At 38.1% G+C, this 14,887-nt stretch carries 12 protein-coding genes and 5 tRNA genes; all 17 read right to left on the bottom strand.

The window, feature by feature from the left end:
• Positions 1–47: 47 nt before the first annotated feature.
• The 17 genes from rpoC to rpsU all read right to left on the bottom strand — a co-directional run bounded on the left by rpoC (position 48) and on the right by rpsU (position 14,842).
• Positions 48–4,346, bottom strand: coding sequence for a DNA-directed RNA polymerase subunit beta' (gene rpoC / locus IWC72_RS11485; protein WP_194526334.1), 4,299 nt, complete (start codon positions 4,344–4,346; stop codon positions 48–50).
• A gap of 55 nt (positions 4,347–4,401) precedes the next feature.
• Positions 4,402–8,211, bottom strand: coding sequence for a DNA-directed RNA polymerase subunit beta (rpoB, locus tag IWC72_RS11480; RefSeq protein ID WP_194526333.1), 3,810 nt, complete (start codon positions 8,209–8,211; stop codon positions 4,402–4,404).
• A gap of 144 nt (positions 8,212–8,355) precedes the next feature.
• On the bottom strand, positions 8,356–8,733 hold the full coding sequence (gene rplL, locus IWC72_RS11475; RefSeq protein ID WP_194526332.1) for a 50S ribosomal protein L7/L12: 378 nt from the start codon (positions 8,731–8,733) through the stop codon (positions 8,356–8,358).
• Positions 8,734–8,785: 52 nt separating this feature from the next.
• A complete protein-coding gene (gene rplJ / locus IWC72_RS11470) occupies positions 8,786–9,301 on the bottom strand; it encodes a 50S ribosomal protein L10 (protein ID WP_194526331.1) in 516 nt (171 codons plus the stop codon).
• A 28-nt stretch (positions 9,302–9,329) separates the two neighbouring features.
• Positions 9,330–10,019 (bottom strand): 50S ribosomal protein L1, encoded by a 690-nt coding sequence (rplA, locus tag IWC72_RS11465; RefSeq protein ID WP_194526330.1) that lies wholly within the window; start codon positions 10,017–10,019, stop codon positions 9,330–9,332.
• 21 nt (positions 10,020–10,040) lie between these two features.
• Positions 10,041–10,478 (bottom strand): 50S ribosomal protein L11, encoded by a 438-nt coding sequence (rplK, locus tag IWC72_RS11460; RefSeq protein WP_155601241.1) that lies wholly within the window; start codon positions 10,476–10,478, stop codon positions 10,041–10,043.
• Positions 10,479–10,545: 67 nt separating this feature from the next.
• Positions 10,546–11,097, bottom strand: coding sequence for a transcription termination/antitermination protein NusG (gene nusG / locus IWC72_RS11455; protein WP_194529845.1), 552 nt, complete (start codon positions 11,095–11,097; stop codon positions 10,546–10,548).
• A 9-nt stretch (positions 11,098–11,106) separates the two neighbouring features.
• Complete coding sequence (secE, locus tag IWC72_RS11450) at positions 11,107–11,295, bottom strand: preprotein translocase subunit SecE (RefSeq protein WP_194526328.1); 189 nt, start codon at positions 11,293–11,295, stop codon at positions 11,107–11,109.
• A 21-nt stretch (positions 11,296–11,316) separates the two neighbouring features.
• Positions 11,317–11,389 (bottom strand) — tRNA-Trp (locus tag IWC72_RS11445).
• A gap of 72 nt (positions 11,390–11,461) precedes the next feature.
• The gene (tuf, locus tag IWC72_RS11440; RefSeq protein WP_194529844.1) at positions 11,462–12,649 is read right to left on the bottom strand and encodes an elongation factor Tu; all 1,188 of its coding nucleotides are present in this window, start codon (positions 12,647–12,649) and stop codon (positions 11,462–11,464) included.
• Positions 12,650–12,704: 55 nt separating this feature from the next.
• A tRNA-Thr gene (locus IWC72_RS11435) sits at positions 12,705–12,776 on the bottom strand.
• A gap of 69 nt (positions 12,777–12,845) precedes the next feature.
• Positions 12,846–12,918, bottom strand: a tRNA-Gly gene (locus tag IWC72_RS11430).
• Between the two features lie 54 nt (positions 12,919–12,972).
• Positions 12,973–13,054: transfer RNA gene (locus IWC72_RS11425), tRNA-Tyr, on the bottom strand.
• A 25-nt stretch (positions 13,055–13,079) separates the two neighbouring features.
• Positions 13,080–13,153, bottom strand: a tRNA-Thr gene (locus IWC72_RS11420).
• Between the two features lie 101 nt (positions 13,154–13,254).
• Positions 13,255–13,557 (bottom strand): ribosome hibernation-promoting factor, HPF/YfiA family, encoded by a 303-nt coding sequence (gene hpf / locus IWC72_RS11415; protein ID WP_194526326.1) that lies wholly within the window; start codon positions 13,555–13,557, stop codon positions 13,255–13,257.
• 44 nt (positions 13,558–13,601) lie between these two features.
• Positions 13,602–14,492 (bottom strand): tyrosine-type recombinase/integrase, encoded by an 891-nt coding sequence (locus IWC72_RS11410; RefSeq protein ID WP_194529843.1) that lies wholly within the window; start codon positions 14,490–14,492, stop codon positions 13,602–13,604.
• Positions 14,493–14,647: 155 nt separating this feature from the next.
• Positions 14,648–14,842 (bottom strand): 30S ribosomal protein S21, encoded by a 195-nt coding sequence (rpsU, locus tag IWC72_RS11405; RefSeq protein WP_038234876.1) that lies wholly within the window; start codon positions 14,840–14,842, stop codon positions 14,648–14,650.
• Positions 14,843–14,887: the final 45 nt, after the last annotated feature.

The raw sequence follows: 14,887 nt of genomic DNA, 5'->3' as shown, positions 1-14,887 counted from the left end.
AAAATAAACCCTCAATAAAAATTATTGAGGGTTTGAATTATTTGAGTTTAAAATTTCAAGGCTTCTTTACGCGCCATAATTTCATCATACTCTTCTTTAGAGCCTACAATGATGTTACCATAGTCTCTCATACCTGTTCCTGCCGGTATTTTATGTCCAACAATAACATTCTCCTTCAAGCCTTCTAATGTATCTACTTTACCACTTACAGCAGCTTCGTTCAATACTTTAGTAGTCTCTTGGAAAGATGCCGCAGATATAAACGATTTAGTCTGTAAAGACGCACGTGTAATACCTTGTAGTATAGGTGTAGCCGTAGCCGCAACTGCATCTTCAGCCGTCACAAGATTCTTATCAGAACGCTTTAGGACAGAATTCTCATCTCTCAATTCACGAGCAGTAATAATCTGACCTGCCTTAAGATTTTCAGAATCACCTACTTCTACAACAACTTTCTTTCCGAAGATTTCATCATTTTCTCTAATGAAATCATCTTTATGAATCAATTGATTCTCTAAGAAGATAGTATTTCCTGGATCCTGAATACGAACCTTACGCATCATCTGTCTTACAACTACTTCAAAATGCTTATCATTAATCTTCACACCTTGTAAACGGTATACTTCTTGAACTTCGTTCACTAAGTATTGCTGAACAGCAGATGGGCCTTTAATTTTAAGAATATCTTCAGGAGTTATAGAACCATCTGATAATGGCATACCTGCACGAACATAATCATTTTCCTGAACCAAAATCTGATTAGAAAGCTTCACCAAGTATTTCTTGATTTCACCTAATTTAGATTCTATAATGATTTCACGGTTACCTCTTTTGATTTTCCCAAAAGAAACAACACCATCTATCTCAGAAACAACTGCTGGGTTAGAAGGGTTACGAGCTTCAAAAAGTTCAGTTACTCTTGGAAGACCACCTGTAATATCTCCTGCCTTAGCAGATTTACGTGGAATTTTCACAAGTGTTTTACCCTCTTTAATCTTTTCACCATCATCTACCATGATGTGTGATCCAACAGGAAGGTTATATGAACGTAATGTTTCACCCTTACTATCTTGAATCAAAAGAGTTGGTATCAACTTTTTGTTACGAGATTCTGAAATCACTTTCTCTTGGAAACCGGTCTGCTCATCAATTTCAACTTGATAAGTAACACCTTGCTCTATATTTTCGTAAGCAATTTTTCCTGGAAATTCAGAAACAATTACACCGTTATATGGATCCCAAGAACAAATAACATCTTCTTTAGCTATTGTTGCTCCATTTTCAATGAATAACTGAGAACCATAAGGTATGTTATTAGTACTTAATGTTATACCAGTTTTCTTATCTATAACCTTAATTTCAGACGTTCTAGAAATTACGATTGTTGCCGGTTTACCTTCTTTATCTATAGCTACAACAGTTCTTAAATCTTCAATTTCCGCTACACCGCTAAATTTAGCGATCAACTTATTATCTTCAGAAATGTTACCTGCAATACCACCCACGTGGAAAGTACGCAATGTAAGCTGAGTACCTGGTTCACCTATTGATTGTGCCGCAACAACACCAACAGCTTCACCTCTTTGCACCATTTTATTAGTAGAAAGGTTTCTACCGTAACATTGAGCACAAATTCCTTTAGGAGCTTCACATGTTAATGCTGAACGTACTTCAACCTTCTCTACAGGAGATTCTTCAATTCGTTTAGCATCAATCTCCATTATTTCCTGACCTGCAGAAAGTAATTGCTCTTCAGTCAACGGATCAAATACATCATGTAAAGAAACTCTACCCAATATACGTGCCCCTAGAGACTCAACAACTTCTTCATTCTTTTTCAATGCAGAAACTTCTACACCTCTTAAGGTCTCACAATCTGTAATGTTAATGATAACATCCTGAGAAACATCTACCAAACGACGTGTTAAGTACCCTGCATCTGCCGTTTTAAGGGCAGTATCTGCAAGACCTTTACGAGCACCGTGAGTAGAAATAAAATACTCAAGGATAGAAAGACCTTCTTTAAAGTTCGATAAAATCGGGTTTTCAATAATCTCACCACCACCGGCAGTAGATTTTTTAGGCTTAGCCATCAAACCACGCATACCTGTTAACTGGCGAATCTGTTCTTTAGAACCCCTTGCACCAGAATCAAGCATCATATATACCGAGTTGAATCCTTGCTGATCCTCACGAATACGTTTCATTGCCAATTCTGTCAATTCAGCATTCGTAGAAGTCCAAACATCAATAACCTGATTGTAACGTTCATTATTGGTAATAAGCCCCATGTTATAGTTGCTCATAATACCATCTACCTGACCATTAGCATCAGCAATCATTTCATGCTTCTCTGGCGGGATAATAATATCACCTAAGCTAAAGGATAATCCACCTTTGAAGGCAAAATCATATCCCATAGTCTTAATTCTATCTAGGAAATCAGCTGTAGCCGGAATACTAGTAACCGCTAAAATATCACCAATGATATTTCTTAAAGCTTTCTTATTTAGAACTTGGTTAATATAACCAGCTTCTACAGGTACGTTATTATTGAACAATACACGACCCACGGTAGTAGGAATAATTTGGTTTACCAAATCACCTTCTTCGTTAAAGTCTTTTGCGCGTACTTTAATACCCGCATTCAAATCAACCTGTCCTTCATTGAACGCTATCTCAACCTCTTCGGCAGAGTAAAAAGTCAATCCTTCACCTTTAACAGGCACTTCAGGTGTCGACTTACGTTCTTTGGTCATATAATACAGACCCAGAACCATATCCTGTGATGGTACCGTAATAGGCGAACCATTCGCAGGGTTTAATATATTTTGTGAAGCCAACATCAATAATTGCGCTTCCAAAATAGCCTCAGGACCTAATGGTAAGTGAACAGCCATCTGATCTCCATCAAAATCCGCGTTAAAGGCGGTACACGCCAACGGGTGAAGACGAATTGCTTTACCTTCAATCAATTTCGGTTGGAATGCTTGAATACCTAAACGGTGTAACGTTGGGGCACGGTTCAATAGAACTGGGTGACCTTTCAATACATTCTCTAAAATATCCCAAACTACAGGCTCTTTTTTGTCTATAATCTTCTTAGCGGACTTTACTGTCTTAACAATACCTCTTTCTATCAGTTTTCTGATAACGAAAGGCTTGTATAATTCAGCAGCCATATCTTTTGGAAGACCACATTCGTATAAGTTCAATTCCGGTCCAACAACAATTACCGAACGTGCAGAATAATCAACACGCTTACCAAGTAAGTTTTGACGGAAACGACCTTGCTTACCTTTTAATGAATCTGAAAGTGATTTTAAAGGTCTGTTAGATTCAGTTTTAACAGCTGAAGCCTTTCTAGTGTTATCGAAAAGAGAATCTACCGCTTCTTGAAGCATACGTTTCTCATTTCTAAGAATTACCTCAGGAGCTTTTATCTCTACCAACCTTTTTAAACGGTTGTTACGGATAATCACCCTTCTATACAGATCATTTAAATCTGAAGTAGCGAAACGACCACCATCTAGCGGTACCAATGGACGTAATTCTGGCGGAATTACCGGAATTACCTTCATGATCATCCATTCAGGTCTGTTTTCTCTATTTTCTTGAGATTCACGAAGCGCCTCAACAACTTGAAGTCTTTTTAACGCTTCTGTTTTTCTTTGCTTAGAAGTCTCTGTATTTGCTTTGTGACGCAATTGGTATGAAAGCTCTTTTAAGTCTATACGAGCTAAAAGGTCTATAAGACATTCAGCACCCATTTTAGCTATAAACTTATTAGGGTCTGAATCTTCTAAATATTGATTTTCAATTGGAATAGATTCCAAAATAGTTAAGTACTCCTCTTCGGTCAAGAAATCCATTTTGTTGATTTCTTCACCCTCAGGACCTTTAGCTATACCTGGTTGAATTACTACGTAACGTTCGTAGTAAATAATCATATCCAATTTCTTGGAAGGCAAACCTAAAAGGTATCCTATTTTGTTAGGCAACGAACGGAAGTACCAGATGTGAGCTACAGGAACTACCAAGTTAATGTGCCCTACCCTATCTCTACGTACTTTCTTTTCAGTAACCTCTACACCACAACGATCACAAACAATACCACGGTAGCGAATTCTTTTATACTTACCACAAGCACATTCATAATCCTTTACAGGACCGAATATACGCTCGCAAAAAAGACCGTCACGCTCTGGCTTGTGCGTTCTATAGTTAATAGTTTCAGGCTTAAGAACTTCCCCTCTTGACTCCGCCAAAATTGCTTCTGGAGAGGCCAATCCGATAGAAATTTTATCAAACCTTTTTACTGGATTATTATCTTTTATTCTAGCCATAATCTAATGGTGATACTAATTAAAATGTGTGTTCTTCAATCGCTACAATCGGATTCTATTCTTCCAAACGGATATCTAAGCCCAAACCTTTAAGTTCGTGCATCAATACGTTGAAAGATTCCGGTAAACCGGGTTCTGGCATGGTCTCGCCCTTAACTATTGACTCATAGGTCTTAGCTCTACCAATAACATCATCCGACTTAACGGTTAATATTTCACGTAAAGTTGCCGAAGCACCATATGCCTCTAGAGCCCAAACTTCCATCTCTCCAAAACGCTGACCACCAAACTGTGCTTTACCACCTAATGGCTGCTGTGTAATAAGAGAGTACGGTCCTATAGAACGTGCGTGCATCTTATCATCTACCATGTGCCCAAGTTTCAGCATATAGATTACACCAACTGTTGCCGGCTGATCAAAACGCTTACCTGTTCCACCATCATGAAGGTAGGTATGACCAAATCTTGGAATACCAGCTTCATCTGTATACTCGTTAATTTGCTCCAAAGAAGCTCCATCAAAAATAGGTGTCGCATATTTCTTGCCTAACTTAAGACCGGCCCAACCTAATACGGTTTCGTAAATCTGACCAATGTTCATACGAGAAGGTACACCCAATGGATTCAATACAATATCAACTGGAGTTCCATCTGCCAAGAAAGGCATATCTTCCTGACGAACGATACGAGAAACAATACCTTTGTTACCGTGACGACCCGCCATTTTATCACCTACTTTAAGCTTACGCTTTTTAGCCACATAAACTTTAGCCAATTTCATAATACCAGCTGGCAATTCATCACCAACAGAAATTGTAAACTTATCTCTTCTCAAGTTTCCTTGAAGATCATTTAGCTTAATCTTATAGTTGTGTAGTAAATCTGCAACAGATTCGTTCGTATCCTTATCCATTGTCCAGCTACCACCTACCAAGTGAGCAAAGTCATCAACAGAGTTTAACATTTTAAGCGTGTATTTCTTACCTTTTGGTAATACTTCTTCACCTAAATCGTTCAATACACCTTGAGACGTCTTACCGTTTATTAGACTAAAAAGTTTCTCAATCAAGATGTCTTTCAACTCTTGAAACTTCACTTCATATTCTAACTCTAACTTGTTAAGCTCTTCTTTATCTTCAGAACGCTTACGCTTATCTTTTACCGAACGAGAAAATAATTTTTTATCGATAACAACACCACGTAATGATGGAGACGCTTTTAAAGACGCATCTTTTACATCACCTGCTTTATCACCAAAAATAGCTCTAAGTAATTTTTCTTCAGGAGTTGGATCAGACTCACCTTTTGGCGTAATCTTACCAATCAAGATATCACCAGGCTTCACTTCAGCACCGATACGAATCATACCGTTTTCATCCAAGTCTTTAGTAGCCTCTTCCGAAACGTTAGGAATATCATGAGTTAATTCCTCAGCACCTAATTTAGTATCTCTAACCTCTAAAGAGTATTCATCTACATGAATTGACGTAAAGATATCTTCACGAACTACTTTTTCAGAAATAACGATTGCATCCTCAAAGTTATACCCTTTCCATGGCATAAATGCCACGGTAAGGTTACGACCTAATGCCAATTCCCCTTTTTCTGTAGCATATCCTTCACAAAGAACCTGACCTTTCTTAACTTTATCACCTCTTCTTACAATTGGTTTTAAGTTAATGCTTGTACCTTGGTTTGTTTTTCTAAACTTAACCAAGTTATATGATTTTGAATCTTCTTCAAAACTAACCAAACGCTCAGCATCAGTACGATCATACTTAACCGTAATCATCTTTGCATCTACGTACTCAACAGTACCATCACCTTCTGCATTTATAAGTACTCTTGAATCTGAAGCAACTTGACGCTCAAGACCGGTACCCACAATAGGAGATTGTGGTCTTAACAATGGCACAGCTTGGCGCATCATGTTAGACCCCATCAAAGCACGGTTGGCATCATCATGTTCCAAGAAAGGAATAAGTGATGCTGAAATAGACGCTATCTGGTTTGGCGCAACATCCGTATAGTTGATTTCACTTGGATCTACAACTGGGAAATCACCTTCTTCACGTGCAATAACCTTCTCAGTATCTATCTGTCCATCTTCTTTCAATGGAATGTTTGCCTGAGCAATTTTCATTCCTTCTTCTTCCTCTGCACTTAGGTAAACGAATTCTTCCGTATTCACCTTGGCATTGTCAACCTTACGATATGGAGTTTCCAAGAAGCCCATTGGGTTTACTTTAGAAAATACCGCCAATGAAGATATCAAACCAATGTTTGGACCCTCAGGAGTTTCAATCGGACAAAGTCTACCGTAGTGTGTATAGTGTACATCACGAACCTCAAAACCAGCACGCTCTCTTGAAAGACCACCTGGTCCTAATGCAGATAACCTACGTTTGTGCGTAATTTCTGCTAATGGATTGGTTTGATCCATAAACTGAGACAACTGATTCGTACCAAAGAAAGAATTAATCACAGAAGACAAAGTCTTGGCGTTAATCAAATCTATCGGAGTAAACACTTCGTTATCACGAACGTTCATACGTTCACGAATAGTTCTTGCCATACGAGCAAGACCTACACCAAACTGAGATGACAATTGTTCACCAACAGTACGAACACGACGGTTAGAAAGGTGATCAATATCATCAATCTCTGCTTTAGAGTTGATAAGTTCGATCAAATATTTAATAATAGTTATGATATCTTCTTTAGTCAAGACTTGCTTGTCCATTCCAATATCCAACTGTAATTTTTTATTCATTCTATAACGACCAACTTCACCTAAGTTGTAACGTTGATCAGAAAAGAATAATTTATCAATAATACCACGTGCAGTCTCCTCATCGGGCGGCTCAGCGTTACGTAATTGACGATAGATATGCTCAACAGCTTCTTTTTCAGAGTTTGTTGGATCCTTCTGTAATGTATTATGAATTATAGAATAATCTGATTGTGCATTACTCTCCTTATGAAGAAGAATTGTCTTTACATCAGTATCCAATATTTCAGCAATATGATCTTTTTCTAAAACAGTATCACGATCAATTACTATTTCATTTCTTTCAATAGAAACAACCTCGCCAGTATCTTCATCAACAAAATCTTCATGCCAAGTGTTCAAAACCCTAGCGGCCAATTTACGTCCTAATACTTTTTTAAGACCTGCGTTTGAAACTTTAACCTCTTCAGAAAGGTCAAAAATTTCAAGAATATCTTTATCTCTTTCAAAACCAATAGCTCTAAAAAGAGTAGTTACAGGCAACTTCTTTTTACGATCAATGTATGCATACATTACACCGTTAATATCTGTTGCAAATTCTATCCACGAACCTTTAAACGGTATTACTCTGGCAGAATATAATTTGGTGCCGTTAGCATGAAATGACTGACCGAAGAAAACACCTGGAGAACGGTGTAACTGAGACACTACAACCCTTTCTGCCCCGTTGATAACAAATGTACCACTTGGCGTCATGTAAGGTATAGTACCCAAATACACATCTTGCACGATAGTTTCAAAATCTTCGTGCTCAGGATCGGTACAGTATAATTTTAATCGTGCCTTTAACGGAACACTATAAGTAAGACCACGCTCTATACATTCTTGGATAGAATATCTTGGCGGGTCTATGAAGTAATCTAAAAATTCAAGTACGAACTGGTTTCTGGTGTCCGTAATAGGGAAGTTTTCCATGAAGGTATTGTATAAACCTTCATTGCCTCTTTCATCAGATTTTGTTTCTAGCTGAAAAAAGTCTTGAAACGATTTTATCTGAATGTCCAAGAAATCCGGATACTCCGGTGTGTTCTTAGCGGATGCAAAATTTATTCTCTCAGTCTGTTGTGTGAACATCTATGGACAGTATTTTGAACGTGAATACTAAATTGGGGTCGTATACTTCATCATATACGTGGGTCTTACTTGTATAAAAAGGCTTAGGTCTAGCTCCGCCAGAAGCGAAGAAAGACCTAAACCAAATTTTTATGGTTGCTGATACTATTTAAGCTCAACTTCCGCTCCTGCTTCTTCCAAAGATTTTTTAATTCCTTCAGCTTCGTCTTTAGAAACACCTTCTTTTACTGCTTTAGGTGCGCTATCTACGATGTCTTTAGCATCTTTCAATCCAAGACCAGTCAATTCTTTAACCAATTTAACAACCGCTAGTTTAGAACCACCTGCTGCTTTTAAGATTACGTCAAATTCTGACTTTTCTTCAGCGGCTTCACCTGCTTCACCACCACCACCGGCAGCAACAGCTACTGCAGCAGCTGCAGGCTCAATACCATATTCATCCTTTAATATATCAGCCAACTCATTTACCTCTTTAACGGTCAAGTTAACCAACTGTTCTGCGAAATCTTTTAAATCTGCCATTTTTACTATCGTTTAATAAATTTTTAAAATATACTTAGTTACTAGTGCGTTCTTATCTTTCTGATAATGTCTTAAGGATACCTGCCAGTTTACCACCACCAGATTTAAGCCCAGAAATAACATTTTTAGCAGGAGATTGTAACAATCCAATAACCTCACCAATCATTTCTTCTTTAGACTTGATGCTTACAAGCGCATCCAAATTCTCATCACCAATATATACTGATTCCTCAACAAAGGCTCCTTTCAACAAAGGCTTATCAGATTTTTTTCTGAAATTTTTTATAAGTTTTGCCGGAACATTACCTACTTCAGAAAACATCAACGAAGTATTGCCTTTAAGCACTCCGGGAAGTTCACCGAATTCTTTTTCAGAAGCTTCCATTGCTTTTGCAAGCAATGTATTTTTGACTACAGCCAATTTAACGTCTGCTTTAAAACAAGCTCTCCTCAAATCTGAGGTTTGCACCGCATTTAAGCCCGATATATCAGCTAAATAAATAGTTGAATTCTCTGCCAACTGTGAAGTCAAATCCTGTATTACGATTGCTTTTTCTTCTCTTGTCATACTGTAAATTTTGAACTACCCAGTTCGATTAAACTGTTTTTGGATCCAACTGAACACTTGGGCTCATTGTGCTTGACATGAAGATACTTTTCATATAAACACCTTTCGCAGCAGCAGGCTTCATTTTTACTAAGGTTTCCAATAATTCCCTAGCGTTTTCTTCCAATTTGTCAGAAGAGAAAGAAGCTTTCCCTACAGCAGCATGAACGATACCTGTTTTATCTACTTTAAAGTCGATTTTACCAGCTTTTACATCAGTCACCGCTTTAGCGACATCCATAGTAACTGTTCCTGTTTTTGGATTAGGCATAAGACCTCTTGGCCCTAATACTCTACCTAAAGGGCCTAATTTACCCATAACACTTGGCATAGTGATGATAACATCAACATCTGTCCAACCGCCTTTGATTTTATCCAAATACTCATCTAATCCAACAAAGTCAGCACCGGCTTCAGTAGCCTCTGCCTCTTTATCTGGTGTTACCAAGGCCAAAACCTTAACATCTTTACCTGTACCATGAGGAAGTGTTACAACCCCTCGTACCATTTGGTTTGCTTTTCTTGGATCTACACCCAAACGCACTGCCAAATCTACAGATGCATCAAATTTTGTATTGGTAATTTCTTTTACCAAAGCAGCACCTTCACCAACAGAATAAAGTTTATCCTTATCTATCTTGGCGTGGGCCTCTTTTTGTTTCTTAGTTAATTTTGCCATTTCAAATTGCTTTATAAGATTTTAGAAAGGTCGCTTACCTGCAACTTTAAGACCCATAGACCTAGCTGTACCGGCTATCATGCTCATTGCAGATTCTACCGTAAACGCATTAAGGTCTACCATTTTGTCCTCGGCAATTGTTTTAACTTGATCCCAAGTAACATTACCAGATTTTACACGATTAGGCTCACCTGATCCTTTTTTAATCTTAGCCGCTTCCAATAGCTGAACTGCCGCTGGTGGTGTTTTAACAAGGAAGTCAAAAGACTTATCCTTATATACGGTGATAACAACAGGTAAAACTTTACCCTGTTTGTCCTGTGTACGAGCATTGAACTGCTTACAGAACTCCATGATGTTAACACCGGCAGCACCTAAGGCGGGTCCAACCGGTGGCGACGGATTCGCTGCACCTCCCCTAACTTGTAGTTTAACTACTTTACCTATTTCTTTTGCCATTGTTTAAAATTAAATTTAAGCCGTATCAATTTGGAAGCAACACAACTTTAAATATGTAACACTTAACTTATACTTTCTCTACTTGCATATAACTTAGCTCTAACGGCGTTTTTCTTCCGAAAATCTTAACCATTACTTCTAGTTTACGCTTCTCTTCGTTGATTTTCTCAACAGTACCATTAAAACCATTAAACGGACCATCAATAACCTTTACCGTTTCACCATGAGTGAAAGGTATAGCCACTGTATCCGTATTAACAGCCAATTCATCAACCTTCCCTAACATTCTATTCACCTCGGACTTCCTCAAAGGAACAGGATCACCTCCTTTAACCTCCCCAAGAAAACCAATAACATTGGTAATAGAACGCACAATGTGAATCATCTCACCACCAAGGTTAGCCTTAATCATTATATAACCTGGAAAATAAACTCTTTCCTTGTTAACCTTTTTTCCATTTCGTATTTGAATCACCTTCTCCGTAGGAACAAGGATATCTTCTAAATAATCAGAAAAACCATGGCGCTCTACCTCACTCTCAATATAGCCTTTGATTTTATTCTCTTGCCCACTGACAGCTCTCACTACATACCATTTCTTTTCCAATACTTCTGACATAGCGAACGACTAGTTTAAGATGTTATCGAAATACAAACGAACCAATTTGCTGAATGCACTATCTACACCCCAAGTCGCCAAAGCGAACAAAATAGAAAACACCGCAACCACCACCATAAGGTTAGACGACTCGGCTCTTGAAGGCAAGGTAACATTGTTACGAAGCTCCTCTATAGATTCTTTTATATACGTTAACATAATGATTCTTACTTAAATTCGCACGGGAGGAGAGACTCGAACTCCCGACACCTGGTTTTGGAGACCAGTGCTCTACCAACTGAGCTACACCCGTTTATAATTGCATTTAAAGGTGTCCCACTAAAGCAGAACACCCTTAATTACATTATTCCTATATAATAATAAATTAATCTATAATCTTAGTAACCTGACCGGCACCTACAGTTCTACCACCTTCACGGATAGCGAAACGTAGACCTACACTTAATGCAATAGGCTGAATAAGCTCTACTGTAATTGTAAGGTTATCACCAGGCATTACCATCTCAACTCCAGAAGGAAGCGCGATGTTACCAGTTACATCTGTAGTTCTTACATAGAACTGAGGACGATAGTTATTATGGAATGGCGTGTGACGACCACCTTCTTCTTTCTTAAGAACATAAACCTCAGCCTCAAATTTAGCATGTGGCTTAACAGAACCTGGCTTACAGATTACCATTCCACGGCTAATTTGAGATTTTTCAACACCTCTTAACAAGATACCTACGTTATCACCAGCCTCACCTCTATCTAATATCTTACGGAACATTTCAACCCCAGTAATAGTAGAGTTCAACTTCTCTGCACCCATACCAATAATCTCAACAGGATCACCAGTGTTAGCAATACCAGTTTCTATACGACCAGTTGCAACAGTACCACGACCAGTAATAGTGAATACATCTTCAACAGGCATTAAGAAATCCTTATCAACATCTCTTTTAGGAAGCTCGATCCACTCATCAACAGCAGCCATCAATTCCATTACCGTGTCAACCCACTTTTGCTCACCGTTCAATGCACCTAATGCAGAACCAGCGATTACAGGTCCATTATCACCATCATACTCATAAAAAGAAAGCAATTCTCTTACTTCCATTTCAACAAGCTCAATCAACTCCTCATCATCAACCATATCCACTTTATTCATGAATACAACGATTCTTGGAATACCAACCTGACGACCTAATAAGATGTGCTCACGTGTTTGTGGCATAGGACCATCTGTAGCAGCAACAACTAAAATTGCACCATCCATCTGAGCAGCACCAGTAACCATGTTCTTTACATAATCCGCGTGACCAGGACAGTCAACGTGAGCGTAGTGACGGTTAGCTGTTTGGTACTCAACGTGCGATGTGTTGATAGTAATACCTCTTTCTTTCTCTTCAGGAGCGTTATCAATTGAAGCGAAATCTCTCTTTTCAGAAAGTCCTGCATTTGCCAAAACAGTTGTAATAGCAGCAGTTAATGTAGTTTTACCGTGATCTACGTGTCCAATAGTACCTATATTCAAGTGCGGTTTGGAACGATCAAAAGTTTCCTTTGCCATTTTTAATGAATTTTAATCTTAGTTATATATTAGTGTACAAATAATGCCTTAATTGAGCCAACGACGGGAATTGAACCCGTGACCTCTTCCTTACCAAGGAAACGCTCTACCCCTGAGCTACGTCGGCTTATTAGGTTCAAGGTTCAAGGTTCAACGTTGCAGATTCAAAACCACACACATTACCTTGGCTTATTAGAGCGGGAGACCGGGTTCGAACCGGCGACATTCAGCTTGGAAGGCTGACGCTCTACCAACTGAGCTACTCCCGCAATTATAAAAATTCAATATTTCAACACCTAAAAAAATTAGGCTTTTAAAAAAAGTGGGGAGAGCAGGATTCGAACCTGCGAAGACGTAGTCAGCAGATTTACAGTCTGCCCTCGTTGGCCGCTTGAGTATCTCCCCAATCCAATTTTTAAAGAACTTTTAGAGCCGATGGAGGGACTCGAACCCACGACCTGCTGATTACAAATCAGCTGCTCTAGCCAGCTGAGCTACATCGGCTTTTCTACACCGTTTCTGGCATAAAAAAGTCCGCTATTTCTAACGGACTGCAAATGTATACGTTTTTTTGTTTATTCAAAACAAAATTTGAAAAAAATTTATCATGCTTGAACACGAGATTTTTCCTTATGTTTTATTAGCTTCCTTTCCAAGGAGTTACAAGCGGAGTCAACTGCCTCCTCAAATTTCTTACATTGCTTTTTTACCATGAATTTATCTCCAGGTATATTCAATTTGATTTCTACTATTTTATTTTCCTTTGAACTTGTATTCTCGACTTTCAAATACACGTCTGCGCTAATTACCTTATCATAGAAGGTTTCGAGCTTATCTAATCTACTCTGTAAGAAGTCTATAAGCGATCTATCCGCGTTAAAATTGACTGATTGCGCATTTACTTTCATAGGTTATAGTTTTTATGTTAAACAATGTGATTTAAAAAAGCCAGTTACTTTTTTCCCCTAGGGTGTGCACTAGCATGTACCTTTTTTAATTCCGCTATACTATTGTGTGTGTATACTTGTGTGGATGCTAAACTTGCATGACCCAGCAATTCTTTTACAGAATTCATATCTGCTCCTTTATTCAACAGATGGGTCGCAAAAGTATGTCTTAAGATATGGGGACTCTTTTTAACCTTAGACGACACCTCACTAAAATACTTATTTATTAATCGATAAACAAGGTTTTCATATAGTTTATTGCCTGACTTCAATAAAAAAACATGCGTTTCATCGGTTATCTCCACAAGCGCCTCTCTTTCCTTCAGATACACTCTCAAAAGCAGTTCAACAGAAGACAACAAAGGCACCATACGCTCTTTGCTACGCTTTCCTAAAACTTTCAAAAGATGTTGTGAAAAACTAACATCTGCCATCTTTAGATTTATAAGCTCTGCCCTACGGATACCAGTGGTGTAAAACAATTCAATAATGAGCCGATCCCTAACTCCTTCAAAATCATCCGCAAACTCAATTTGAGATAACACCTCTTCCATTTCCATTTCCGAAAAAGGGACTTCAATTTTTTTTGATGTTTTCAAGGCTTTATGCTTCGCTAATGGATTCACCTTTATAGCCCCAATATTTTGAAGAAATTTATAATACGCCTTTAAAGATGCCATCTTTCTATTAACCGATCGATTGGATACTCCAGAATCTACTAAGCTCACAACCCAACTTCTAACAAAGCTGTACGCTACGGCATCAATATTTTTACAGTCATAATTCTGCTCACAAAACTGACCAAACGTTTCTAAATCTCTTTTATATGCCGTTACCGTATGAACAGAATAGTTCTTCTCCAAAGCTAAATACGATATAAAAGAATCTAATGACATATTACGAAGTTAACAAATTGATAGCAACAGCAGATTTAACAACGCTAAGAGAAAAAAGAGATTGCAATAGTTGAACGAAAATATTGAAACAAAAAAAATCCCATCATGAATGATGGGATTTTCCTATTTGTACACTATACAAAGTCTATTAGATATTAAATTTCTTCTTTATCTCTTAAACCTTGAATGTATTCTGCTTTCTGTATCTGCGCTCTGCGCTCAACGGAAGGTTTTGTGAATTGTTGACGCTTACGCAATCTGCGCATCGTACCCGTTTTATCGAATTTACGCTTGAAACGTTTCAAAGCCCGATCGATGTTTTCTCCTTCTTTTACTGGTATAATTAACATTGGCTACAACCTCCTTTCTTTATGATTAAGGCGGCAAATATATAA

Source organism: Zobellia roscoffensis (assembly GCF_015330165.1).
GTDB classification, from domain to species: Bacteria; Bacteroidota; Bacteroidia; order Flavobacteriales; family Flavobacteriaceae; genus Zobellia; species Zobellia roscoffensis.
Note: the sequence above shows the minus strand (reverse complement) of the source record. Positions and strands in the feature narration are given on the sequence as shown.

Excerpts from the sequence above, each read along its gene's own strand:
- rplJ (WP_194526331.1), bottom strand. The coding sequence starts at position 9,301 with ATGACAAGAGAAGAAAAAGCAATCGTAATACAGGATTTGACTTCACAG.
- secE (WP_194526328.1), bottom strand. The coding sequence starts at position 11,295 with ATGTTAACGTATATAAAAGAATCTATAGAGGAGCTTCGTAACAATGTT.
- rpsU (WP_038234876.1), bottom strand. The coding sequence starts at position 14,842 with ATGTTAATTATACCAGTAAAAGAAGGAGAAAACATCGATCGGGCTTTG.
- rpoC (WP_194526334.1), bottom strand. The coding sequence starts at position 4,346 with ATGGCTAGAATAAAAGATAATAATCCAGTAAAAAGGTTTGATAAAATT.
- rpoB (WP_194526333.1), bottom strand. The coding sequence starts at position 8,211 with ATGTTCACACAACAGACTGAGAGAATAAATTTTGCATCCGCTAAGAAC.
- rplA (WP_194526330.1), bottom strand. The coding sequence starts at position 10,019 with ATGGCAAAATTAACTAAGAAACAAAAAGAGGCCCACGCCAAGATAGAT.
- nusG (WP_194529845.1), bottom strand. The coding sequence starts at position 11,097 with ATGTCAGAAGTATTGGAAAAGAAATGGTATGTAGTGAGAGCTGTCAGT.
- rplL (WP_194526332.1), bottom strand. The coding sequence starts at position 8,733 with ATGGCAGATTTAAAAGATTTCGCAGAACAGTTGGTTAACTTGACCGTT.
- hpf (WP_194526326.1), bottom strand. The coding sequence starts at position 13,557 with ATGAAAGTAAATGCGCAATCAGTCAATTTTAACGCGGATAGATCGCTT.
- IWC72_RS11410 (WP_194529843.1), bottom strand. The coding sequence starts at position 14,492 with ATGTCATTAGATTCTTTTATATCGTATTTAGCTTTGGAGAAGAACTAT.
- tuf (WP_194529844.1), bottom strand. The coding sequence starts at position 12,649 with ATGGCAAAGGAAACTTTTGATCGTTCCAAACCGCACTTGAATATAGGT.
- rplK (WP_155601241.1), bottom strand. The coding sequence starts at position 10,478 with ATGGCAAAAGAAATAGGTAAAGTAGTTAAACTACAAGTTAGGGGAGGT.